A 20,710-nucleotide genomic window follows, 5' to 3' on the forward strand; every position below is an offset into this window, starting at 1 on the left:
CTTAGTACAGTATACACGATACACGGACTATTTTTCATCCTTATTCCGCATGTTCCCTTCCGGCAACACGCTTTTGGTTATGCTATACTTTCTCATGAACAGGTCATTTCGACCAAATAAAAAGAGAAGGTGAAACCATGGCAAATCAGAAAGTCGTCTTTTTCGATATCGACGGAACCTTATTGCATGATGGTCATTTTGTTCCAGAATCAACAAAACAGGCAATTCGTAAGCTTCAAGAAAACGGTGTCTATGTAGCGCTTGCAACCGGACGCGGACCTGCGATGTTATCCGGAATCCGTGAACTGCTCAACATCGATACGATCATCGGCTATAACGGACAAATCGTCGTTCATCAAAATGAAATCATCTATAAGCGCCCGCAACCGAAGACAGATTTAACACAATTGACACAACAAGCAAAAGAAAATGGGCATACTCTCGTTTATCTTGGCGAAACAAAAGGCTTCACGACGAAAGCGAATGATTTTCATGTCGTTGATTCGCTCGGTGACCTTGATATGCCGTTACCGATTCACGATGAAGAAGCGTTCTTATCTCATGATGTTTTCCAAACACTCGTCTACTGCACGGCAGAAGAAGAAGCGGATTATGTTAAACGGTATGATTCCTTCGATTTCATTCGGTGGCACCCACATGCAATGGATGTCATCAATGTCGGTTCTTCAAAAGCAGAAGGCATCAAACAATTCCTGAAGTTGACGAACATTCGTCGTGAGGATACCTTTGCATTCGGTGATGCTCTCAACGATCTAGAGATGCTCCGCTACGTTGGAACGGGTATTGCAATGGGCAACGGACTTCCTGAAACGAAAGCTGCCGCTGATTACGTCACGAAACCGATTCTCGAAGACGGAATCGCACATGGGTTAAAAGAATTCCAACTCATTTAATAAGTAGATGTAAAGCTGAGGCAAGCCTCAGCTTTTTTTAGTTCTTCACTTTATGAATCGCACGCTCTAGACGGTCGAGATCCTCATTTTCGCCAATGACGACGAGATAATCCCCTTTTTCAATCATTTCATCCGCTTGTAAAGAAATCAAAACGTTCTCACCACGTTTAATGGCGACGACGTTCGCACCATATTTGCTCCGTAGATCAAGATCAATCAAGGTTTGTTTTGCCATCCGATCACTGACTTTAATCTCAACGATCGAAAATTCTTGTGATAAGTCAAGATAATCAAGAATATTTGAACTCATTAAGCCATTTGCAATCCGTACCCCCATATCCCGTTCTGGGTGAACGATGAAATCCGCTCCAATTTTCCGTAATACTTTTTCGTGGTAGTCGTTCGTTGCTTTGACGGTAATCGATTGTACTCCGAGTTCTTTTAAAATCAATGTCGTCAAGATGGAAGCTTGAATATTTTCCCCGATGGCGACGATGACATGATCAAAGTTCCGGATTCCTAAGCTCTTTAGGACGTTCTCATCCGTCGTATCCGCAATGACAGAGTGCGTCGCAATCCCCATGAATTCATTGACTCGTTCTTCGTCCGAATCAATCGCTAAAACATCATAACCATTTTTTGATAGTTCCCGGACGATGGAGCCACCAAAACGCCCTAGTCCAATTACTGCAAACTCTCCATTCATTTTCACAACTCTCCTTCACAATCGCTCTTCCTTAGTAGTGTACCCGATTCATTTTAAAAATACTATAAACGCCTCTGCGATTCGCAGAGGCGTTTATTCAACCATTATTTTGAGGATTTTCCACGTACATAATCGTTATCGAACAAGAAGAGTCGTAAAATCAAGTACAACGCCGGAATCAAGAGTAAGAGTCCGAAGATGAAGACGACGACGAGTGCAGAAGCCATCGTTTCGTTAACAACCGCTTTGTTGATATCGATATATGGATACAAGATGTACGGTAAGTGCGTATAACCGTAACCGAACCATGCCACGCCATACTGTAGCATGACCGCAACGAAGGCAATTCCGTAATTCTTCTTCATGTAGACAAGTGTTACGGCAATGAGGAAGAAGATGAAACTAGCAGCGAACCACCACCAGTTGCCGTTTAAAATATTTTCATAGTGCCATGCCGCTTGATTTTTCAATCCGAAAAAGACGAGTGCACAGACAAGAATCGTTGGTCCACTCCAGAAGAGCGCCCATTTACGAATCAGTGGCGTAGCCCCTTCATCCTTCGCTTTATCTGCATAGAACAAGAGGAACATCGCACTGATGTAAAGGACCGATACGATAGCAAGCGCTACGACCGACCAAGAGTAAAAGTTCGAAAATAGTTTTGTTCCTAAAAATTCGACCGTTTCATTCGTTTTGCGAATGAACCCACCTTGACTAATCGTCAATGTTGTTGACATCGCTGCCGGAATCAATAGACCAGTTGCTCCATACAGGAACGTATAGAACATACTGTCGTTTGATCCATAGTTAGCGAATGCATAGAAACTACCACGAATCGCAATCAATACGAGAACGATTGAGGCTGGCACAAGTAGTGCCGTACCGAAATAGTACGCGGTATCCGGGAAGAACCCGACTAGTCCGACGAAGAAGAATACGAAGAAGACGTTCGTTACCTCCCACACTGGTGAGAGATAACGAAGAATCAAACGATTCGTCAAATGATCCCGCTTCGTATATTTTGAATAAAAGGCGTAAAATCCAGCACCGAAGTCAATTGAGGCAACGATGAGATATCCGTACAGGAAAGTCCAAAGGACCGTAATTCCTAGTGTTTGAACGTCCAAATCGTTCCCTCCTTACTTGTTATCATCCACGAACATTGCTTCCCCACGAGCGTGGTGATTCTCAGCAAGTTCTTGAAGTTCTTTTCCAACCGGGTTTTTCTTGAACATCCGCAATAACACGACTGTACAAATCGTACCGAGCATCAAGTACAAGGCACTGAATAGGATCAACATCGGACCAACAGCAGTGGATGTCGTCGCTGCATCTGCTGTCCGCATGATACCGTAAAGTGTCCAAGGCTGACGACCAATCTCAGCATACATCCAACCTGCTTCAATTGAAATCATCGCTAGCGGTCCACCGATGAAAATACCTCTTAGAATCCACTTATTATACGGATTCAATTTTTTGAGGCGGAATGCCAAGATGAACAAGGCAGAGATGGCCGCCAAATACATACCAATCGAGACCATAATATCGAAGAAATAGTGAACGATCAGTGGTGCCTGATCTTCTTTTGCGAACTCATTTAAACCAATGACTTCTGTATCAGGTGCTCCACCTGCAAGAATTGAGAGTGCATATGGGATTTTAACGGCTCCCTTGATTTCATAACTACCGTCTTCTTGCTGATCAAGTATCCCACCAAAAATCAATTCTGCTTCACTTGTCGTTTCAAAATGCCATTCAGCAGCCGCAAGTTTCTCTGGCTGATATTTCGCCAAGTATTTCCCTGAGAAGTCCCCGACAAGTGCAGTCGAGAAGGCAAAAATCAATCCAGCCATAACTGTTAAACGAAGTGCTTTTTTATGATACGCCGTTTCCGCTGCTGAGAGTGTTTTTTTCCGAAGCAGATGGAATGCAGCGATTGCCGCTAAAATGAAGGCGACTGTCAAGTAAGCTGACACGATGACGTGTGTTGCTTTCGTAGGTGTTGCCGTATTGAACATTGCTTTTAACGGTTCGATTTGTGTGAGCGTCCCGTTGACGATCTTAAACCCTTCTGGTGAGTTCATAAATGAGTTGACCGTCGTAATGAAGAACGCTGATGCTGTCGCACCGATGACGACTGGAATCCCAATCAACCAGTGTAACCATGGGTTTTTGAATCGATCCCATGTGTACAGGTAAATACCGAGGAAAATCGCTTCAAAGAAGAATGCGAATGTTTCCATGAACAGTGGTAGTGCGATCGTTTGACCTGCCACTTGCATGAGTGACGGCCAAAGTAGTGATAATTGCAACCCGATTGCCGTCCCTGTTACGACACCGACTGCTACGGTGACGACGTATCCACGTGTCCACCGTCTTGCTAATAAGATATAATCCGGATCTTTTCGTTTCAGACCGATGAATTCAGCTGCAAGTACCATGAGTGGTACCCCGACGCCAATCGTCGCGAATATAATGTGAAACGCTAATGTGAGCCCTGTCAACAATCGACTGAGCACTACGGGATCATTGAACATGTATATAGCCCCCTCTTCCTAAAACATACTTCTCTATATGGTCTATAACCGTATCATAGAGAACATAACCCTTTATGTCTGTTTATAATGTTTGATGTAACAAATTGTTCACATGTGCACGTGATTTTTTTCACAAAATGTTCGAAAACTCCTATTCTTACATATATAAAAAGCTTTCCCATTCTTGATTTCGAAAGGGAAAGCGCGATATCCTTCATTATTTTATAAAACTTTTTAAACATACTCTCGGAAATAATGATCTAATAAATCGATTACGAACGGTATGGCTGATTCATCCGGGTTTAATGTTGGTTGATGTAATCCGGAGGTCGGATTATCAACTCCAAGCCAAAACATCATCCCTGGAATTTCCTTCAGCATGAAGCCGAAGTCTTCTCCTGTCATTGCCGCGTCACACTCGATATAGTTCGCATTCATCTTGACGAATGATGAGAATTTATCGACGATTTGTCGGTCATTGACGACTTCATAATAGCGATTTCCGAATTGTAGATCGATTTTGACGCCAAACGAAGCTTCGATTCCGCGAATGATATCACGAACGCGTCGTTCAAGTTTTTCCATGTCTTCTCCATTGAGTGCACGCATCGTCCCATCAAGAACCGCTCTACCGGCGATGACGTTTTCCCGAATTCCGGCATCGACCTTTCCAATCGTGATGACACTACAGTTCATCGGATTGATCGACCGGCTGACGATCGTTTGTAGTTGCATGATGAGAGCGGCTTGCGCGACGACGGTATCAATCGTCAAGTGAGGAAACGCCGCATGACCACTTTGACCATAAATCGTAATATGGACTTCTCGAGCACTCGCGAATAAGACGCCAGGACGACTTGCAATCGTACCGACTGGATATTCCGGTGCGACATGTAGACCATACATTTCACTTGGACGGTATTTTTCAAACAACGGACTTTTAATCATCGGTTCCGCTCCGCCCGGTCCTTCTTCCGCTGGTTGGAATAAAAAGACGACATCATCCATGACAGGTAATTCAATGATTCGCTTCATTAATCCTAATGCAATCGACGTGTGCATATCGTGACCACAGGCATGCATGAAGCCTGGATGTTCTGAACAAAATGGAAGACCTGTTGCTTCTTCAATCGGTAACCCATCAATGTCTGCTCGGTAACCGATCGTCCGGTTTCCAGTCAAGCCTTTCACCCGAACGAACACACCTGTTTCGAACGTATCATATGTGACACGATCTGGTGGATAGGCACGAATTTGTTCCAATATAAAAGCTTGCGTCTTAAATTCCTTGAACCCCGGTTCTGGTATTTTATGAAGCGCGCGCCGCATTTCAATGGCGTATTCCATCTGACTGACTTCCTCCTTCTTCTTTTACGATGTCCCAAAATGCTTGGACTTGTTTTAATTCAAGCATCGATTCCGTAGACAAAATCCATGTATCTCGCTTCAATACTTTTCCGGATGAGGTCTTTAACGGAAGTTGCATGACTTCATTCGAGTGCTGGATCGTCGACTCGGGCAGGATTGCAAAACCGATTCCATGTAGCGCCATCTGTTTGCATGTCTCGATTTGATCGACGACAAGTGTCCGAGATGGTGGACTTGCGAAGCGATCTTGCCACCATTCTAAAATTTCTTGATAGTAGGTCGAATCACTCTTGAACTGGATGAATGGTCGATCCGTTACGCGCAACTGCTCGATTGACGTCAACTCACTATCGACGAGATAAAGCGGATCTGAGAATAGGCGCTCTTTGACACCTTTCCAGTCCGGGTTTCCACGAATGATCCCGATATGAAAATGTTCTTCTAACATATGACGCATCATCTCACTGGACCATCCCGTGACAAGCTGAACACGGACATGCGGATAACGCTCAACGAATCGTTTCAAGACACGCGGGAGCCAATATTGCCCCATGATGGAAGCGACGGCAATCCGAAGCGTCCCATAAACGGCACCCTCTTCTGCTGTCAATTCACTTTTTAACTCAAGTTCCTTCCGATTCATCTCTTTTGCGAGGCCAATCACTTTTTCTCCTTGCGGTGTGATGCTTAAGCCACGTGATGAACGAATGAATAATTTTGTTCCCCAGCGTCTTTCAATCGCAACGAGACGTTGACTAAGCGCAGGTTGCGAGACGAATAATCGTTCAGCAGCGCGCCTCATATTCAATTCTTCCGATAAGGTGATCAACATTTCCATTTCCGACACTTGCAATGTGAGATTCGACTCCTCATGATATAAGATGGCATTAGTTTAACACGTTAGAAAGGACGATACATATGACACGCTATCATTTTATGTTCATCATCTCAACGATTGCAACGCTTGGCAGTCTCTATTTCAGCGAAATTCGTGGATTCATTCCGTGCCCACTTTGTTGGTGGCAACGGCTATTCATGTATACGACAGCTTTTTATTTGCTTATCTCGCTGTTCCGATCGAAAACGATTGATCCTCTATTCGTTCGCCTTTACGTGCTAGCCGGTTTTGGCGTCGCCTTATACCATGTCATCCTTGAGCGTTTACCAGATGGCGAAGCATTATGTACGAGCGGATGCCTCATCAAATGGGTCAACTACTTTGGTTTCTTGACGATCCCGATGATGAGTCTCATCGCCTTTACGTTACTCTTGATTCTAGCGTTCTATCCAAAACGTTCGAACGACGAAGCGTAAGATGTAACATCTTTAAAAGACTAAAAGTAAGGAGAAGCCGATTGCGCTTCTCCTTACAGATTGTAGACAAATGGGCTGACTCAAAAAAAGAATGACTTGTCTTTTCACGCCCTTTCCTCAGGCGAGACACAAGCCAGTTTCCCCGCTCCATTCGATCAGGAAAACGGGTCTTGTTTGTCTCTGACAGCGCAAAATCACGCTTTTTCCTGTAGGAGTTGTGTGTAACGCGTCATTCTTTTTATACCCGGAAGAAGGATCAGAAAAGCGTTTTGTTCACTCGACATCGCTTCCTAGGGAAAAACAAGCAAGAGCGACCCTGCAGCAAAGCGAAGCGGCGCGATGCTTGTCCCAGGAAAACGATTCGAGACGAACAAAAAAGCGCAATCCTTCTCGTTAGAGAAAAATTGCACTTTGTCTTCAGTCTCTAAGGAGAAGCCGATTGCGCTTCTCCTTATTTTTATACTTGAGATTTTTATAACTTGAGTCATGCCCACCGATTGAAGACGCTCACAGCACTTGAGAACGCTAACTCTGAGAGTTGCCCCGTCCCTTCGCACCAGTCCCCGACAAATGCAACGTCCGCATAATCAGGAAGTTGCGTCGAAAGAGGAGTTTGTCCCATCTTCCATTTGATTTCTTGAACGACTGCCCGTTTGATTGTTCGTTCGGCGACAATACGCTTACGCCAATCCGTAAAATGAAGATCTAGCATCTGTTCGATTCCCGATCGAACATGTTCAATGTAATCCGGATCTTCTAACCGATCGTGCTCGAGATATGCGATTGCTTGAAGCACTTGACCATCTTTCGGTGCAAGACTTGCATCATAATGCGATAAATCCGTGATGAAAGCACGATGCGACCGATCATAGATATAGGAATAAGGTGTTTGGATAAAAGGCTGTAGCCCAAGATCATAGACGAATACTTCTACCGGTTCATGACTCGCATACGGTGTAACAAATTGTTGAATGGCAGGCGGCGTCGCCATTTTTAAGATCTCGCGTGGCGGTATGGCAAAGATGATTCGTTCGGCAGTCCATTCCTGTTTTTTTCGATCGCGAATCAGAAAACCTGTCTTGGTCGATTCAACTGCTGTTATTTTTGTTTTTTTTAGGATTGCTCCACGATTTTCTAGGATGATCCGTTCTAGCTCCTGCACTAATCCTTGCCACCCTCCCTCAATATAAGAAACAGGCTTACGCGTTCGAAAAAGTTTTTGATAATACTCAAAGTAGACGTCTGAAGGAATCTTCTCCGGTTCCGCTGTAAAAAAATTCGTCGATGCCAAATCAAGCATCAGCTGTGCGACTTGTTCATCGACTTGTTCTATTTTTAACCATTGTCCGATTGATTGTTGCGGATCACCTCGTTCCACCCGTAAAATTGTTTTGATGATTTCCCATGTAAATCGGACCTTGTTTGTTCCTTCAATAACCTCCGTTTTTAGCAATCCCCAAGCATTCGCAGGTACAGCCGTCAAATGACCTGAAAACTCATATTTCGCACGACTCGCCGAAAAATCAAGCCATGTCACTTCGATCCCGAGTTGTTTCGTTAATTTCCGAAGAACGGATTGATCTCGTCCGTATATGGCATGCGCGCCATAATTAAATGTAAATCCTTTTACGGTTTGAGAAGTAGCACGCCCTCCGAGTAATCCAGCATCAAAGAGCATGACCGCTTCCCCTTGTTTTGCGAATAATGCTGCTGCAGTCAACCCGGATAATCCCCCACCTATGATACCAATCGTCATATCTTCGCCTCCTCAACAAGCATTTCTATTCTTTTCCCATAACAGTCGAAGAGAAATCGAAGAAGATGAAAAAAAGACGTGATTTCGAACATGAAATCACGTCTTCTTATTCATGATTATGCTTTCCACCAGTTATCGAGAGGCGAGACTGGCATATGATGCTTATGCCCAACACGTTTATACTGCGTTTCTAACTTTTCTTGGCTAGTTGCTGAAATCGTTTTACCTTCCAAGTAATCATCAATTTCTTCGTAGGTCATACCGAGCGCTACTTCGTCTGGTAATGCTGGACGGTTTTCTTCAAGGTCTGCCGTCGGAATTTTTTCAATCAAAACCTCTGGTGCATTTAGATAACGTAAAAGTTGTTTTCCTTGGCGTTTATTCAAACCTGTTAATGGCGTTAAATCACAAGCTCCATCACCATGTTTCGTATAGAATCCTGTCACGAATTCTGCTGCATGATCCGTTCCAACGACGAGACATCCATAATGCGCGGCTAAATCATACTGACTTTTCATTCGTTCACGCGCTTTCGTATTTCCTTTACTAAAATCGGAAAGTTCTGCGCCTGTTGCTTCTTTGAACGCCTGCATCGATGCTTCGACCGCTGGTTTGATATTTACACGAAGTGAATGATCCGGTTGAATGAACGTCAATGCTGTTTGCGCATCTGCTTCATCCTGCTGTTCTCCGTAAGGTAAGCGGACTGCGTAAAATGCGACATCTTTCCCTTCTTCTTTTCGTAGCTCTTCAACCGCTAGTTGGCATAGACGCCCCGCAAGCGATGAATCTTGTCCGCCAGAGATACCTAAGACAAATCCTTTAGCCCCTGTATGTTTTAAGTATGCCTTTAAGAACGATACACGTTCACTTACTTCTTGCGCTGGGTCAATGACAGGTTTTACGCCTGTTACTTGAATGATTTCTTGTTGCATGAATCTCTTCACTCCTTCACATCTTCTTATTTGTCACTTTGAATCAAGCATTTGTCGATCGTTCGTTTGTTTTTCATTTGCTCCCTTGAACTGACGAATGGTTGAGACACGTACTTCTGTACTATCGCCTGCATCGCGAATCGGTACCTCAACGGTGTAGCGTTTGATTTCACCTTTCGTAAACGTATCCTTTTCGATGGCTTGTGTGAATACTTGCTCTTTCTCAAAATCATACTTTACGTGTTGTTTAGCATCAATTAATTGAGCCTGAAAACGTTGTGAGGATGGATACGTTACGTTTACACTGTGATCATTCGGATTCGTTAACGAAATATCTAGTTGAATCATATCGTCCTGTTCTGTCATCTTGACTGCTATCTGAATCGGTTCGTTCATCGTTTTAGTTGCCTGTTGTTTCTTTTCTTGACAACCTGCTAGACAGACAGTAAGAAGAAGCAGAACGAAAAAGAGACGTTTCATCTCATCCCTCCTTATCTAAATCAATTTTATCACAAAAAAAACGCGAAAGAGGTTCTCCTCTTTCGCGCGTTAATTTGCTTATGCTACAGGTAAAGTTGATGGATTCATATTAAATGAAAACAATTGCTCAATTCCTGTCGCAAACAATTCATCACAAATATCTTCAGCCGCGTTAGCTGGTGCGACTAACGTAATTGTCCGACTGTCAACTGTCTCGATCGTCACATATACCCCTGTTGTCGTCCGTTCTTTGTATCCTACTGCTAAATCTGTTTCAGCGAAAAGTAACATATCCCCGATTCTCCCCTTTTCTCATTCATATGCCCAGCCAAGAGATGACCTACATGTTTCGAATTCGTTATTGTAGGTTTACTGTACCAAAGAGCTGAAAAAAGAAGAAAATTGTCATTCGACATTTCATTTCAAAACAATATTTCATTTCGACAAGGGATATTTTGGAACTCTACATTTAGTTGCTAGATGCAAACGTTTTAATAAGCGTTTCCAACACATTTCATTTCTGTTTCAAAAAGATGACAACATAAATTTGATTATTTTACCATCATTTTTGATCAACAGGGAAAATATACCTAGACAATTGATGACTCATTTTGTCGAATGATTCTTTAATGCAATGTTTTTTTAAGTTCTTATGAACCTTCATCTATCATTCGATTCATTTGTTGCCAGACCGTTCCTAGTGCTTCTTCCCCACTTTCGATACGGGTTAGGGCGAGTTCCGCCTGTAAGGCTACTTCGTATTCACGATCCCGGCTTGCTTCACGTAATCTCGGGACTGACTGTTCCGTTCCTACATCAAACAAGAACCGAGCGGCACGCCAGCGGACTAATTTATTTTTATCCGCCAACGCTTCCATCATCATCGGTTCAGCTTCGGGCATCGCCCAGTCCGAAATCGTATCACCTGCTGTCCGGCGAACAATACCCGACGGATCGTGCAGCGCACTTGTCAAATACTCTAACAGTTCTTCCCGGTGCTCTTCGAACATTCCAAGCTTCACAATCGCTTGACGACGAATCTGCATCTTCTCATCCTGTAATAAACGGGCATATGCCGGAACCCATTCCATCTCAACAGGTAGTTCATCAAGTGCCGCAAATCGTTCTTTCCAATCGGATGACTGAATCGCTTGCCCACTGAACGTAATATCTTCACCTGCTGCGAGCGACTTAAGACGCTCCAAACGTTCAATCGGATACGCGATTTCAATTTCATTTGCTACCTCGCGCAAACTCTCATCAAGGTCGCCGTATCGAGGAGCTTGTTCCACCCAGCGTCGATCACTGATGACGTTTTGGACGAATGGTTGGACGAATAACGCCGCTTCTCGGAAACGTTCCGACAATCCTTCTCGTTTTTCTTCTAATCCCTTCACACCTTTGATTTGCATCGGTACGCCTAAAATGAACTGAACGAATAGATGGACAGGTTCATACTCAGCATCCGTCTCGTGCTGCTCTACATCATTTAAGGTTTCTCCAAATGCGCGTCGGATCTCGATGACAAGTGAACGCCAATCATATTTCGGATAACGTTCGATCGACAAAAAGTCACTCACTTGATAGACGAACTTAACACCTGGGATTTCCAGCAGTCGCTGTATATGTTCTGGTGCGCCAAATGCATGCTCAAACGTCTGTCCTTTTTCTGAGAACTTTTCATCGACGATGACTTTCATGTTATTTGGACTTGGTGTTGGCTCAATCGCTACGATTTTCATGTATATCCCCTCCATTTCTATCATTTCAGAAATCCAATCTGAAATGCAAAGCAAATGCCCTACAGAGATGACCGTAGGGCAAAATCGTCACTTAAATGCTTCCTCGATGATCGCAACGAATGCGTCTGGTGTTTCAAGCATCCCCATGTGTCCACTTTCTGTTGACCGATGTAAGAGATGGTCGTTCACTGGTGCAAATGCACTCTCTTCTGAAATCAATTGATCTTTCGTACCATGAATGATGACACCTTTGACTTTTGATTCAGTCAGCGCTCTTGTCATATCTCGACGGTCTCGCATCGCCGAAAGCGCGCGGATAGCTCCTTCGACTGTCATCATATATCCAATCTCAAGTGCTTCAGCGACAACAAATTCATCTGCCCCTTCCGCGAATAAGGATGGAACAAGACCATTGACGAATTCTCGTACACCGATTTCTTCGACACGCGTGATGTTTTGATTTCGTTTTTGTTTCGCTTGTTCGTCATCTGCTTTCGCCGTCGAGTACACGAGACCGTACCCACTGATTTGGTCGGCATACCTTTCCACGATTGCCGCAGTAATGTATCCTCCAAAGGAATGACCAACGATGATTGGCTTTTCAATACCACGCCGCTTAAGATCATGCATGACCCATTCGGCGAAACCTTCGATCGTATCTGGTCCCACATCGAGTCCTTCATGTCCCGGTAAACTTAACGGTAAAACATCAAAAGAATGTCGTAAGTTCGCTTCTACTCGATTAAAATAATCTGTTCCTCCTGTAAATCCATGTAGGAGTACAAGTGTTTGTTTTTCCATTGACTACCTCATCCCTTCCATTCAGATGCGAGCATACGATACATCGTCAAATCCATGAAACGACCATGACTGTATGCATAATCTTCTAGTAACCCTTCAGCTTGAAACCCTAATTTTTGTACTAATGCATTGGAAGCAAGATTCTCAGGTGCAACGAGAGCACTGATCCGGTGGAGTGCAAATTCTTCAAAGCCATACGTCAAAACAGCCCGTGCCGCTTCTGAAGCTACACCACGTTGCCAATGATCTTGACTAACTTCAAAACCAATTTCAGCCCGATGATATTGAGAGAGCCAGTTATGAAACCCGATTGTTCCGATCAATTGATTTGTTTGTGCATCAGCAATCGCCCATCGAATCGCTTTACCTTGCGTGAACTGTTCCTTAAAGTAACTGATGACATTTTTAGCTTCATAGACCGTCACGAGTGGATCCGATCCGTAATAGTACATGACTTCATCATCTGATAAGATTTTAAACAATTCACGTGCATCGCGGTTTTCAAGCTCACGTAATATGAAGCGCTCGGTCCGCAATTCCGGGAATGGCTTTCGCAAGCCCCACATGCTCCATCACTCCTCTTTATGCTTCTCTATGTAGTATGCCCGTTTTCAGAAGTAAATATCCTTTCAGGCAATTCGAAGTTTTGCTACTATTAAATTATGAAGTAGTTAGTCATGGAAAGGAAGCGAAGGGGTATGTCGAGTGCGTTACTTTACTTATATGAGGACGAGGAAAATCAACGGTTGACGATGTCGGGAGTCCATTTCTCTGATTTCGCCGCAGCCGTCGATTTGAAACGTCCTTTACTCATTTCAGGAAGCGATTTTAAACAGACGAAACAATCTTTTCGAACGATGCTTCATTATATTGAAGCACATGAAATCGAACAGTTTTCACAATCAACGGACGTCCAGCGCCATCCTTTGATTGCTATTGATATTCGCTCATCCCATTCGCTCGATGTGTTGACGGATGTCGAAATCGCGGAATTATTATTTTTAATGCATATGAAACGAGGCACACCACTTCCCTTCCTTGACTCGATCGAGAATGAACTGGTCTATTTTAGCGAACACGACGGTCTTCATGCTTCTGTTTATTTAAAAGATTGGTCGCGGGTAGAACAACTCATCGCCGATCTCGTCCAACGGAAATTTCGACAGCACGCACGATCTGTCGCCTCAATCGCTTTAACAGCCGAAATCATGATTCATATCCGTCAACTTCTCGGAGAAGGAGTTTTGATTGATTTTGAAAGTGCAAAACGGTCTGTTTTCTCAAGAAATATTACGATTCCGGTATATGTGGCGGGTCGTTACGAAGATATGAGCGTATTACGTGAAGATTTTGAAGCGGAGAAAGAATCAATTCTTCGACGAGGAACGCTTGTTTGTCGCAAGAAGAAATGGAGTTTTGAGTTAGATTGACCTTTAGCATCTTTTTCTTTCGGAAAAGGATGCTTTTGTTCTATTTGAATTTCAAATGGGGATTCCTTCTTAACAAGTATTTCTCTCTATATGACAATATCGTTAAAAAATTATTCGAATTTTCACACAAAATAAGACTAGCATCTTGTGAAGACTTCGTTATAATGAGGATAACCTTTTAAAGATAGAAGTTAGACCCGGTTTTTTATAGGGATAGTACTGGAATCAGCAGAAGGAGGAATTCAATATGGATCAGTTAAAAGTGAACGGAATTGGCTCATTCACGAAATTTGCGACAAATGGGAACATCCTGAAATTAAAGGATGCAACGCTCGGTGAAGTGAAATTGTCGCTGAATGAAGCGAGTTCAATGACCATCGCCCCGGTCGATGAAGAAAATGGTCTTTTCATCATCAAAGGGCAACAGCAGGAATCGCTTGTTGAACTGACGTTACCACGTCAATCCTGTGAGGTCGTTCACGCTTGGCTCCTCCATAAATTAAAACGCCATAAAAAAACACGCTCGATTGCAACGAGCTAATATTTGATTCGAAAAACGCCTTAAGTAGAGAACCCTATTTCTGCTTGAGGCGTTCTCTATTTCAAAAAACTCGGAAATGAATTTTCAGAAAATATTGTTTTATTAGATTCATCATGTTATTCTTAGAAAAATTCAAACAGGAGGTTTTTAACATGACACACGTAACGCTCATCCAAGAACGACTGATTGTGATTAAGAGTAGGGACTGAAGATTCATTTCTCGTTTGAGAAAATGAAGATCCAGGCCCTTTTCGTCATTTCGACAAGGCGTCTGAGCAAACGACGCCTATCCACAAATATTGTGGATGAGGCTTTTTTTATGAAATTAGGATGAATGGAGGACAACACATGTTTAAGACAAAAGATACATTTGCTTTAGGATTTATGATTTTCGCTTTATTTTTCGGTGCAGGTAACCTGATCTTCCCGCCGGAACTTGGAGCGCTCGCAGGTTCACAGTTCCTTCCTGCCATCCTTGGTTTCATCGTAACGGGTGTCGGTCTTCCTCTACTCGGCTTACTTGCAGTTGCTTCTATCGGAGGTGGCATCAAAACACTTGCTGCACCACTTCCTCGTTTTATAGGTGCTGCATTGACGTTTGCACTCTATGTTGCGATTGGTCCTTTCTTCGGGATCCCACGAACATCGGTCGTCACGTATGAGCTCGGAGTCGTACCATTCCTTGGTGCTCCCTCACAAATGACGTTGATCATCTCATCGAGTCTCTTTTTCCTTGCTACACTTTATCTTGTACTACGACCAGGAAAATTACTTGAGATCATCGGGCGTTTCATCACACCATTATTACTGATTGCTCTTGCTGCATTAAGCATCAGTAGCATCATTTCGCCACTCTCGAGCGTCGCTTCACCAAACGAAGCATATGAGACGACTGGACAGGCATTCATTCAAGGATTCCTTCAAGGATACTTAACGCTTGATGCACTCGGCGCCTTAGTATTTGGTGTCGTCGTACTGCATACATTAAAAAGCCGAGGCGTTCATGAACGAAAAGCACAATTTAAAGTCGTCACTCGTGCCGGAATCATCGCTGCCACTGCTTTGACTCTCGTCTATGTCGGACTTGGAATGATCGGACGTAACACATTTGCCGCCATCGGAAAAGTTGATGGTCCAGCACTTCTTCAACATTATGCAAATACTGCCTTCGGCTCAATCGGTTTAGCTGTACTTGGTCTTGCAATTCTGCTTGCATGTTTGACGACATCAGTTGGTCTCGTCACCGCATTTGCAGAATATATGATGACGATTTCCAACCGTGTATCTTTAAAAGCGGCAAGTATCTTCACGACTGCTCTCGGTCTTACGGTATCCATCGTCGGATTGCAGACATTGTTATCTATCGCCGTTCCGGTATTAATGTTCCTTTATCCAATCGTCATCGTCTTGATTGCATTGACATTCATGCGTCATCTGTTCCGTCGTAAGTCGGTCGTTTATCAATCAACTCTTGGAGTAACGATTTTCTTCTCATTCTGTAGTGCGTTGAATCAACTTTCGCTTTTCCCGGGAAATCTTAAAACGTTCTATCAATCCTTACCTTTAGTGGATCAAAGTTTAGAATGGTTATTCCCAACACTCATCGCCTTCGGTATCAGTTCATGGTTTGGACACGTTTCCAATGCTTCTATCACACAAAAACGCGCTAGCTAGTGATTCCGCTTTCATCGCTATGGTATGATGAACAAAATGGTTATATTAATGGAGGCGTCATATACATGGATAAGATTGCTTGGATTACCGACAGCATGGCTTTTTTTGAGCCAGGAGAGGCTGAAAAAATCGGAGTCCATGTGATACCGACTTTACTCATCTTAAACGGAGAGTCTTACCGGGAGTATGTCGATATCTCGATTGAACAGCTTGATCAAAAAATGCGAGAAGATTCTCACGTTTCACCGACAACTTCTCAACCATCATTCGGTGACTTCGTAACCTTGTATGAACAATTGCTTGAAGATGGCTATGATTATGGGTATGCGATTCATATCACGAGTGGACTGAGCGGCACATATTCGAGTTCCGTCGCTGCAGCTGAAGCCGTTGGTTTCCCCTTATACGCGATTGATTCGTATACAGGTGCTGCGAATCAGCAAGAACTTGTCCGGATCGCCCAACGACTCGTTGCTGCTGGTAAAGGTCCAGATGAAGTCATGTCTACGCTTGAAACATTTAAGCACAAATCGCATTTTTATCTGATCATCGGAAATATGGAGACAATGCGACGGAGCGGACGTGTCTCAGGAAGTCAATTTTTACTAGCAAACATGCTCAATATCAAACCAATCGCTCAATTTAATGATGAAGGACGGCTTGTTCCATTTAAAAAAGTTCGTTCCATCAAAAAAGCTTTTAAAGAAATGGTTAGTGAAATCTCATCAAAAGTCAGTGCTCATGGTGTCTATGATCGGACACTTTATGTCAGTCACACTCTTGCTCATGCCGCTGCTGAAGAATTACGGCGCTTGATTTCTACAGAACATCCGGAGCTTCAAGTACGCATTACCCAATTTGGCCCTTCCATCTTGGCACATGCTGGCGCTGAGACGGTCGGTGTGTACTGGTTCGACGAGATTCCTTTACCGACAACTTGATAGCTTACGCTAAACGAAAAAAACCGGACGGTCTGCTTGAGACCGTCCGGTTTTTTCATGTCGTTTCATACTTACGAAATAGTTCTTCTAATAATACGGCTTCGTCCGTCGTCCGTTGAATCGGCTCATGCGGAAGCGTGATTGCACTTGATAACGTTTCAGAAGGATATACATCGATCGAAACTTGTTCCATTTCGATGAGATACTCAAGGATGGAATCAAGTGATGTCTCCTTATTGAATTGACGAAGCCAATTTTCATATCGACGATCAACTTTTCCTTCTTTAAGCAAAATCTTTCCATCGTCAATGATTGCCCACTTAGGTGGCGCATCGATTTGAAAGAGTTCCAACTGCTGGTACTCTTCCATCGTTCGTTTCGTCACCGGAACAACACCGTCGATTGATACTAATCGCTTTAATCTAAGATGCGCTCGCATCGTCATGAAACGAGGTCGCCCAGCGACTCGCTCGACAAGCAACGTCGGCTTGTCGATGGAGCGCATCGTCTCTTCATCAAATAATAAACTATGATCAACATCTAACAGTAACATCAAGCCACTCCTTTTTTTCTACGGGAGACGATGAATGCATAGGAGCTACATAAAAGAATCGCAGCAAAACAATATCCACCGATTACATCTGAGAAATAGTGAACGTTTAAAATGATTCGAGAAGCTCCCATGGCGAGAAACAATCCAATCGTCAATACGGATACAAGCACCTTTCCGCCCGTTTTAAGATGGCGGAAAGCGACAACAAGGAATCCAGCGTAGACGGCAAACGCCATCGCAGAATGTCCACTCGGAAAGCTGTATCCTACGCCGCCAACCAGTTCGTTTAATGAAGGTCGCTCTCGAACAAAAGCAAACTTAACGACCTGATTCAACACCCCTACTGATACCGCCATGATTACATACCAGATGCTTGCGATTCGATCTCGCCACAAGGCATAACTGAGTATTCCAAGTAACGCTGTCACTGTCATCGCCCCCGGACCCGAGCCCAGTTGAGTGAACCAAGAAACATAGTCTCCCGGAACCTGTTGAGACATGTACGATGATAATTGAGCATCAAACAAAAAATAGCCCGTCATTCGAATCGATACAGCGATGATTACGAACAAGACGACAGCAATGGATGCACCTATCCACGCCGCTCTCGCACCCCGCATCAGTATGTCCCCTTACGTTCTTCTAATTCTTCTGCTGAATAGTCTTCCTTATCTCGCAATCGATGCGCTAGTCGTCCGGATGCGTTTGCCGCGATAGCAGCGACGATATCATCCATGAACGTATTGACTTTTCCGTCTCCAAGCTTCGTATCGAGTTCTTTGATGATTCCGACCTTGGCTTTATCTAAATATCCAAATGTCGTAACAGCAATCGATCCGTACGTATTGACGGCACCGATCGCAATTGTCTCATCGACGCCAAATAGCCCTTCATCGCTTTGGATGATGGACAAGAGTGGTTCTGATAATAAACCCTTTTCTGCTAAGATATCTAGTTCTGCTCCGACGAGAATTGCATGTTGTAATTCACGTTTTTCAAGAACACGCTCAACAGAACTGACACATGTCTCGACTGTCAGATCCACTGTGTAAGGGGCTTGCATTTGGTACACGATTTCAGCAATCGCGTGGATCGTCACCCCGCGTTCATGTAACTTATCAATTGCTGCTTGTTTGACCTCTTTTGAATGTGTTTTCTTCATGACTGTATCCACCTCTCCAACAAAGTACCTCATTAGTATACACGGATTCCAAAGCTCCCCTCAAACTTCTTTGACATCGAAGCCGGAATCCGTCATGATTATTTTGTAAAGCGTTATCATTTCAGGGGAAAGTAGGGGATTTTCGATGAACATCGGGGTTGTATTGTTTCCATCGAAACGCGTTCAAGATTTTGCCAATTCATACCGAAAGAGATATGACTCGAAGTATGCACTAATCACACCTCACATCACGCTACGGGAGCGGATGGAAGTGGACGAGACAGAGTTAGACCGGATCGTTTCTGAATTGAATCGGATCGCATCTGGGACTAAGCCAGTCAACCTTCATATTCAAGGAGCTCGTTCGTTCCATCCGACGAACAATGTCTTATTCCTTAAAGTAATACCAACCGATGAGTTAGAGCAATTACATCGTTCCTTGCACACGGGTCCACTCGAACATAAGCCGAAATACGATTTCTTGCCGCATATCACGATTGGTCAAGAACTGTCGGATGTCGAACTGTTCGATGTGTTAGAGCGCCTCAAGATGGAAGATATCCGCTTCCAAGAGGATGTTACGAAAATGGCATTATTGTATGAATTAGAAAATGGTGCTTGGAGTGTCTATGAGACATTCCGCTTCACAGGTCAATGAATGATTAAACTTCCCGGTCGAAGCTTCGACCGGGAAGTTTTAGTTCTGGCAATACACCATATGCATTTGCCTGTTCTTCCAAAAAATCGTCAGTTTCATGTTCACGATAAGCATCGATTGGGCGAATTGGTTGAATCCGAGCGACTGGCTCAGTCTTTAATTGTGGATCGACACGTACTTGACGGTTCACATATTGTACAACTGTAAAATCGATTGCATTCATCCATAACACTCCCTCTCTCCTTCAACATGTTCATATTTGACACTTCCCCTATCCAGCACAAAAAAAACCAAGCCCCCTTCTCAGGAAAGCTTGGTTTGATCTGTTATCTATTAAAGAATGTGGAACCCACTATCGACGTGAAGGATTTCTCCTGTTACACCACTCGACATTTGTGAAAGCAAGAACAGTCCACTTTGACCGATTTGCTCTGTCGTGACGTTACGATGAAGTGGCGCACGTTCTTCGATGCTATCGAGAATCGAGTTGAAATCACCGACACCTTTTGCTGAAACTGTTCGGATCGGACCAGCTGAGATTGCATTGACGCGAACACCTTGCTGACCGTATTCAGCAGCTAAGTAACGAACACTTGCATCTAGTGCTGCTTTTGCGACACCCATGACGTTATAGTTCGGTACCATCTTCTCACCACCGAGATACGTCAATGTGATGACGGATGCATCTTCCGTGAAGAAATCTTTTGCCGCCTTGACGACTGCCGTCAAGCTGTAGGCAGAGATATCGAGTGCTTGCGCGAACTGTTCACGCGTTACACCAGAGAACTCACCACGAAGTGCTTCTTTATCCGCGAATGCGATTGAGTGAGCAATTCCTGAAATCTTACCGTGGTCCGCATGAATCGTCTGAAAAACTTGTTCGATCTCTTCGTCACTCGTGACATCACACGTATAATAAGAAGCCGGACGTGATAATTCTTGTCCTAATTTTTCAAGTGGTGCCTTAAAACGTTCCCCGACATATGTAAATGCCAGGCTTGCTCCAGCAGCGTCGAGCGCACGTGCAATGCCCCATGCAATCGAACGTTGGTTGATGACGCCCATGACGACGTACGTCTTGCCTTCGAGTGAAGGATAAATATTCATGATAAAGTCCCCCTTGAATTAGTACCTGGTAATAAAACCTATCTTCAGGTTACAAAAACGTAACGCTTCTGTCAACCATCGCTCTTGATAT

24 protein-coding genes are annotated in these 20,710 nt (G+C 43.8%); 7 read left to right on the top strand and 17 right to left on the bottom strand.

Annotated features, from left to right (window positions below; all coding sequences use genetic code 11):
- Positions 1-137 precede the first annotated feature (137 nt).
- Positions 138-914: a Cof-type HAD-IIB family hydrolase gene (locus K6T22_RS11395; protein WP_238237282.1), complete on the top strand. Its 777-nt coding sequence runs from the start codon at positions 138-140 to the stop codon at positions 912-914.
- A gap of 37 nt (positions 915-951) precedes the next feature.
- On the opposite strand, the gene K6T22_RS11400 is transcribed toward K6T22_RS11395, so the two are convergent.
- From K6T22_RS11400 to K6T22_RS11420, 5 genes are all read right to left on the bottom strand, one after another.
- Complete coding sequence (locus K6T22_RS11400) at positions 952-1,620, bottom strand: potassium channel family protein (RefSeq protein WP_023468857.1); 669 nt, start codon at positions 1,618-1,620, stop codon at positions 952-954.
- 104 nt (positions 1,621-1,724) lie between these two features.
- A complete protein-coding gene (locus K6T22_RS11405) occupies positions 1,725-2,747 on the bottom strand; it encodes a cytochrome d ubiquinol oxidase subunit II (protein ID WP_238237285.1) in 1,023 nt (340 codons plus the stop codon).
- Positions 2,748-2,759: 12 nt separating this feature from the next.
- Complete coding sequence (locus K6T22_RS11410; RefSeq protein WP_238237287.1) at positions 2,760-4,157, bottom strand: cytochrome ubiquinol oxidase subunit I; 1,398 nt, start codon at positions 4,155-4,157, stop codon at positions 2,760-2,762.
- A 234-nt stretch (positions 4,158-4,391) separates the two neighbouring features.
- Positions 4,392-5,504: an N-acetyldiaminopimelate deacetylase gene (locus K6T22_RS11415; RefSeq protein WP_133207547.1), complete on the bottom strand. Its 1,113-nt coding sequence runs from the start codon at positions 5,502-5,504 to the stop codon at positions 4,392-4,394.
- Positions 5,488-6,378 carry a transcriptional regulator CcpC gene (locus K6T22_RS11420; protein WP_053453890.1) on the bottom strand — a complete coding sequence of 297 codons (891 nt, stop codon included), beginning with the start codon at positions 6,376-6,378 and terminating at the stop codon, positions 5,488-5,490. The genes K6T22_RS11415 and K6T22_RS11420 overlap by 17 nt, the downstream gene beginning before the upstream one ends.
- Positions 6,379-6,443: 65 nt before the next feature.
- Between K6T22_RS11420 and K6T22_RS11425 the strand changes: the two genes are divergently transcribed.
- A complete protein-coding gene (locus K6T22_RS11425) occupies positions 6,444-6,839 on the top strand; it encodes a disulfide bond formation protein B (RefSeq protein WP_238237295.1) in 396 nt (131 codons plus the stop codon).
- 484 nt (positions 6,840-7,323) lie between these two features.
- Here K6T22_RS11425 and K6T22_RS11430 read toward each other — a convergent pair whose 3' ends face one another.
- From K6T22_RS11430 to K6T22_RS11460, 7 genes are all read right to left on the bottom strand, one after another.
- Complete coding sequence (locus K6T22_RS11430) at positions 7,324-8,595, bottom strand: FAD-dependent oxidoreductase (protein ID WP_238237300.1); 1,272 nt, start codon at positions 8,593-8,595, stop codon at positions 7,324-7,326.
- A gap of 116 nt (positions 8,596-8,711) precedes the next feature.
- Positions 8,712-9,530, bottom strand: coding sequence for an NAD(+) synthase (gene nadE, locus K6T22_RS11435; protein ID WP_238237313.1), 819 nt, complete (start codon positions 9,528-9,530; stop codon positions 8,712-8,714).
- 33 nt (positions 9,531-9,563) lie between these two features.
- The gene (locus tag K6T22_RS11440; RefSeq protein WP_238237316.1) at positions 9,564-10,010 is read right to left on the bottom strand and encodes a BsuPI-related putative proteinase inhibitor; all 447 of its coding nucleotides are present in this window, start codon (positions 10,008-10,010) and stop codon (positions 9,564-9,566) included.
- 78 nt (positions 10,011-10,088) lie between these two features.
- Entirely contained in the window at positions 10,089-10,301 is a 213-nt protein-coding gene (locus tag K6T22_RS11445) for a hypothetical protein (protein WP_238237317.1), read from the bottom strand.
- A gap of 359 nt (positions 10,302-10,660) precedes the next feature.
- Positions 10,661-11,752 carry a conserved virulence factor C family protein gene (locus K6T22_RS11450; protein ID WP_238237318.1) on the bottom strand — a complete coding sequence of 364 codons (1,092 nt, stop codon included), beginning with the start codon at positions 11,750-11,752 and terminating at the stop codon, positions 10,661-10,663.
- Between the two features lie 87 nt (positions 11,753-11,839).
- On the bottom strand, positions 11,840-12,553 hold the full coding sequence (locus K6T22_RS11455; RefSeq protein WP_238237319.1) for an alpha/beta fold hydrolase: 714 nt from the start codon (positions 12,551-12,553) through the stop codon (positions 11,840-11,842).
- Positions 12,554-12,561: 8 nt separating this feature from the next.
- Complete coding sequence (locus tag K6T22_RS11460) at positions 12,562-13,119, bottom strand: GNAT family N-acetyltransferase (protein ID WP_238237320.1); 558 nt, start codon at positions 13,117-13,119, stop codon at positions 12,562-12,564.
- A 132-nt stretch (positions 13,120-13,251) separates the two neighbouring features.
- Between K6T22_RS11460 and K6T22_RS11465 the strand changes: the two genes are divergently transcribed.
- The 4 genes from K6T22_RS11465 (at position 13,252) to K6T22_RS11480 (ending at position 17,139) form a co-directional block, all read left to right on the top strand.
- Entirely contained in the window at positions 13,252-13,983 is a 732-nt protein-coding gene (locus K6T22_RS11465; RefSeq protein ID WP_238237322.1) for a hypothetical protein, read from the top strand.
- A gap of 247 nt (positions 13,984-14,230) precedes the next feature.
- Complete coding sequence (locus K6T22_RS11470) at positions 14,231-14,524, top strand: hypothetical protein (RefSeq protein ID WP_050677561.1); 294 nt, start codon at positions 14,231-14,233, stop codon at positions 14,522-14,524.
- Between the two features lie 348 nt (positions 14,525-14,872).
- The gene (gene brnQ / locus K6T22_RS11475) at positions 14,873-16,198 is read left to right on the top strand and encodes a branched-chain amino acid transport system II carrier protein (RefSeq protein ID WP_238237324.1); all 1,326 of its coding nucleotides are present in this window, start codon (positions 14,873-14,875) and stop codon (positions 16,196-16,198) included.
- 65 nt (positions 16,199-16,263) lie between these two features.
- Positions 16,264-17,139, top strand: coding sequence for a DegV family protein (locus tag K6T22_RS11480; protein WP_238237326.1), 876 nt, complete (start codon positions 16,264-16,266; stop codon positions 17,137-17,139).
- Between the two features lie 55 nt (positions 17,140-17,194).
- Here the strand turns inward: K6T22_RS11480 and K6T22_RS11485 are convergent, their stop codons facing one another.
- The 3 genes from K6T22_RS11485 to K6T22_RS11495 are packed head-to-tail and all read right to left on the bottom strand — an operon-like array spanning position 17,195 to position 18,854.
- Positions 17,195-17,692, bottom strand: coding sequence for a hypothetical protein (locus K6T22_RS11485; protein WP_238237328.1), 498 nt, complete (start codon positions 17,690-17,692; stop codon positions 17,195-17,197).
- On the bottom strand, positions 17,692-18,312 hold the full coding sequence (locus tag K6T22_RS11490; RefSeq protein WP_238237329.1) for a phosphatase PAP2 family protein: 621 nt from the start codon (positions 18,310-18,312) through the stop codon (positions 17,692-17,694). Before K6T22_RS11490 ends, K6T22_RS11485 begins: the two co-directional genes overlap by 1 nt.
- Positions 18,312-18,854, bottom strand: coding sequence for a phosphatidylglycerophosphatase A family protein (locus K6T22_RS11495; RefSeq protein WP_035406640.1), 543 nt, complete (start codon positions 18,852-18,854; stop codon positions 18,312-18,314). Before K6T22_RS11495 ends, K6T22_RS11490 begins: the two co-directional genes overlap by 1 nt.
- 145 nt (positions 18,855-18,999) lie before the next feature.
- Between K6T22_RS11495 and K6T22_RS11500 the strand changes: the two genes are divergently transcribed.
- Complete coding sequence (locus tag K6T22_RS11500) at positions 19,000-19,512, top strand: YjcG family protein (RefSeq protein WP_238237331.1); 513 nt, start codon at positions 19,000-19,002, stop codon at positions 19,510-19,512.
- Positions 19,513-19,516: 4 nt separating this feature from the next.
- Here K6T22_RS11500 and K6T22_RS11505 read toward each other — a convergent pair whose 3' ends face one another.
- Together K6T22_RS11505 and fabI are read right to left on the bottom strand one after the other, a co-directional pair.
- Positions 19,517-19,735 (bottom strand): hypothetical protein, encoded by a 219-nt coding sequence (locus K6T22_RS11505; RefSeq protein WP_029342213.1) that lies wholly within the window; start codon positions 19,733-19,735, stop codon positions 19,517-19,519.
- 110 nt (positions 19,736-19,845) lie between these two features.
- Positions 19,846-20,619 (bottom strand): enoyl-ACP reductase FabI, encoded by a 774-nt coding sequence (gene fabI, locus K6T22_RS11510; RefSeq protein WP_029342212.1) that lies wholly within the window; start codon positions 20,617-20,619, stop codon positions 19,846-19,848.
- Positions 20,620-20,710: the final 91 nt, after the last annotated feature.

Source organism: Exiguobacterium acetylicum, from assembly GCF_022170825.1.
GTDB lineage: Bacteria > Bacillota > Bacilli > Exiguobacteriales > Exiguobacteriaceae > Exiguobacterium_A > Exiguobacterium_A acetylicum_B.

Coding starts and splice junctions, on each gene's coding strand:
- K6T22_RS11425 (WP_238237295.1), top strand. CDS start 6,444: ATGACACGCTATCATTTTATGTTCATCATCTCAACGATTGCAACGCTT.
- K6T22_RS11450 (WP_238237318.1), bottom strand. CDS start 11,752: ATGAAAATCGTAGCGATTGAGCCAACACCAAGTCCAAATAACATGAAA.
- K6T22_RS11395 (WP_238237282.1), top strand. CDS start 138: ATGGCAAATCAGAAAGTCGTCTTTTTCGATATCGACGGAACCTTATTG.
- nadE (WP_238237313.1), bottom strand. CDS start 9,530: ATGCAACAAGAAATCATTCAAGTAACAGGCGTAAAACCTGTCATTGAC.
- K6T22_RS11480 (WP_238237326.1), top strand. CDS start 16,264: ATGGATAAGATTGCTTGGATTACCGACAGCATGGCTTTTTTTGAGCCA.
- K6T22_RS11410 (WP_238237287.1), bottom strand. CDS start 4,157: ATGTTCAATGATCCCGTAGTGCTCAGTCGATTGTTGACAGGGCTCACA.
- K6T22_RS11455 (WP_238237319.1), bottom strand. CDS start 12,553: ATGGAAAAACAAACACTTGTACTCCTACATGGATTTACAGGAGGAACA.
- K6T22_RS11400 (WP_023468857.1), bottom strand. CDS start 1,620: ATGAATGGAGAGTTTGCAGTAATTGGACTAGGGCGTTTTGGTGGCTCC.
- K6T22_RS11430 (WP_238237300.1), bottom strand. CDS start 8,595: ATGACGATTGGTATCATAGGTGGGGGATTATCCGGGTTGACTGCAGCA.
- K6T22_RS11470 (WP_050677561.1), top strand. CDS start 14,231: ATGGATCAGTTAAAAGTGAACGGAATTGGCTCATTCACGAAATTTGCG.
- K6T22_RS11440 (WP_238237316.1), bottom strand. CDS start 10,010: ATGAAACGTCTCTTTTTCGTTCTGCTTCTTCTTACTGTCTGTCTAGCA.
- K6T22_RS11500 (WP_238237331.1), top strand. CDS start 19,000: ATGAACATCGGGGTTGTATTGTTTCCATCGAAACGCGTTCAAGATTTT.
- K6T22_RS11445 (WP_238237317.1), bottom strand. CDS start 10,301: ATGTTACTTTTCGCTGAAACAGATTTAGCAGTAGGATACAAAGAACGG.
- fabI (WP_029342212.1), bottom strand. CDS start 20,619: ATGAATATTTATCCTTCACTCGAAGGCAAGACGTACGTCGTCATGGGC.
- K6T22_RS11485 (WP_238237328.1), bottom strand. CDS start 17,692: ATGTTACTGTTAGATGTTGATCATAGTTTATTATTTGATGAAGAGACG.
- K6T22_RS11460 (WP_238237320.1), bottom strand. CDS start 13,119: ATGTGGGGCTTGCGAAAGCCATTCCCGGAATTGCGGACCGAGCGCTTC.
- K6T22_RS11505 (WP_029342213.1), bottom strand. CDS start 19,735: ATGAATGCAATCGATTTTACAGTTGTACAATATGTGAACCGTCAAGTA.
- K6T22_RS11415 (WP_133207547.1), bottom strand. CDS start 5,504: ATGGAATACGCCATTGAAATGCGGCGCGCGCTTCATAAAATACCAGAA.
- K6T22_RS11490 (WP_238237329.1), bottom strand. CDS start 18,312: ATGCGGGGTGCGAGAGCGGCGTGGATAGGTGCATCCATTGCTGTCGTC.
- K6T22_RS11495 (WP_035406640.1), bottom strand. CDS start 18,854: ATGAAGAAAACACATTCAAAAGAGGTCAAACAAGCAGCAATTGATAAG.
- K6T22_RS11465 (WP_238237322.1), top strand. CDS start 13,252: ATGTCGAGTGCGTTACTTTACTTATATGAGGACGAGGAAAATCAACGG.
- brnQ (WP_238237324.1), top strand. CDS start 14,873: ATGTTTAAGACAAAAGATACATTTGCTTTAGGATTTATGATTTTCGCT.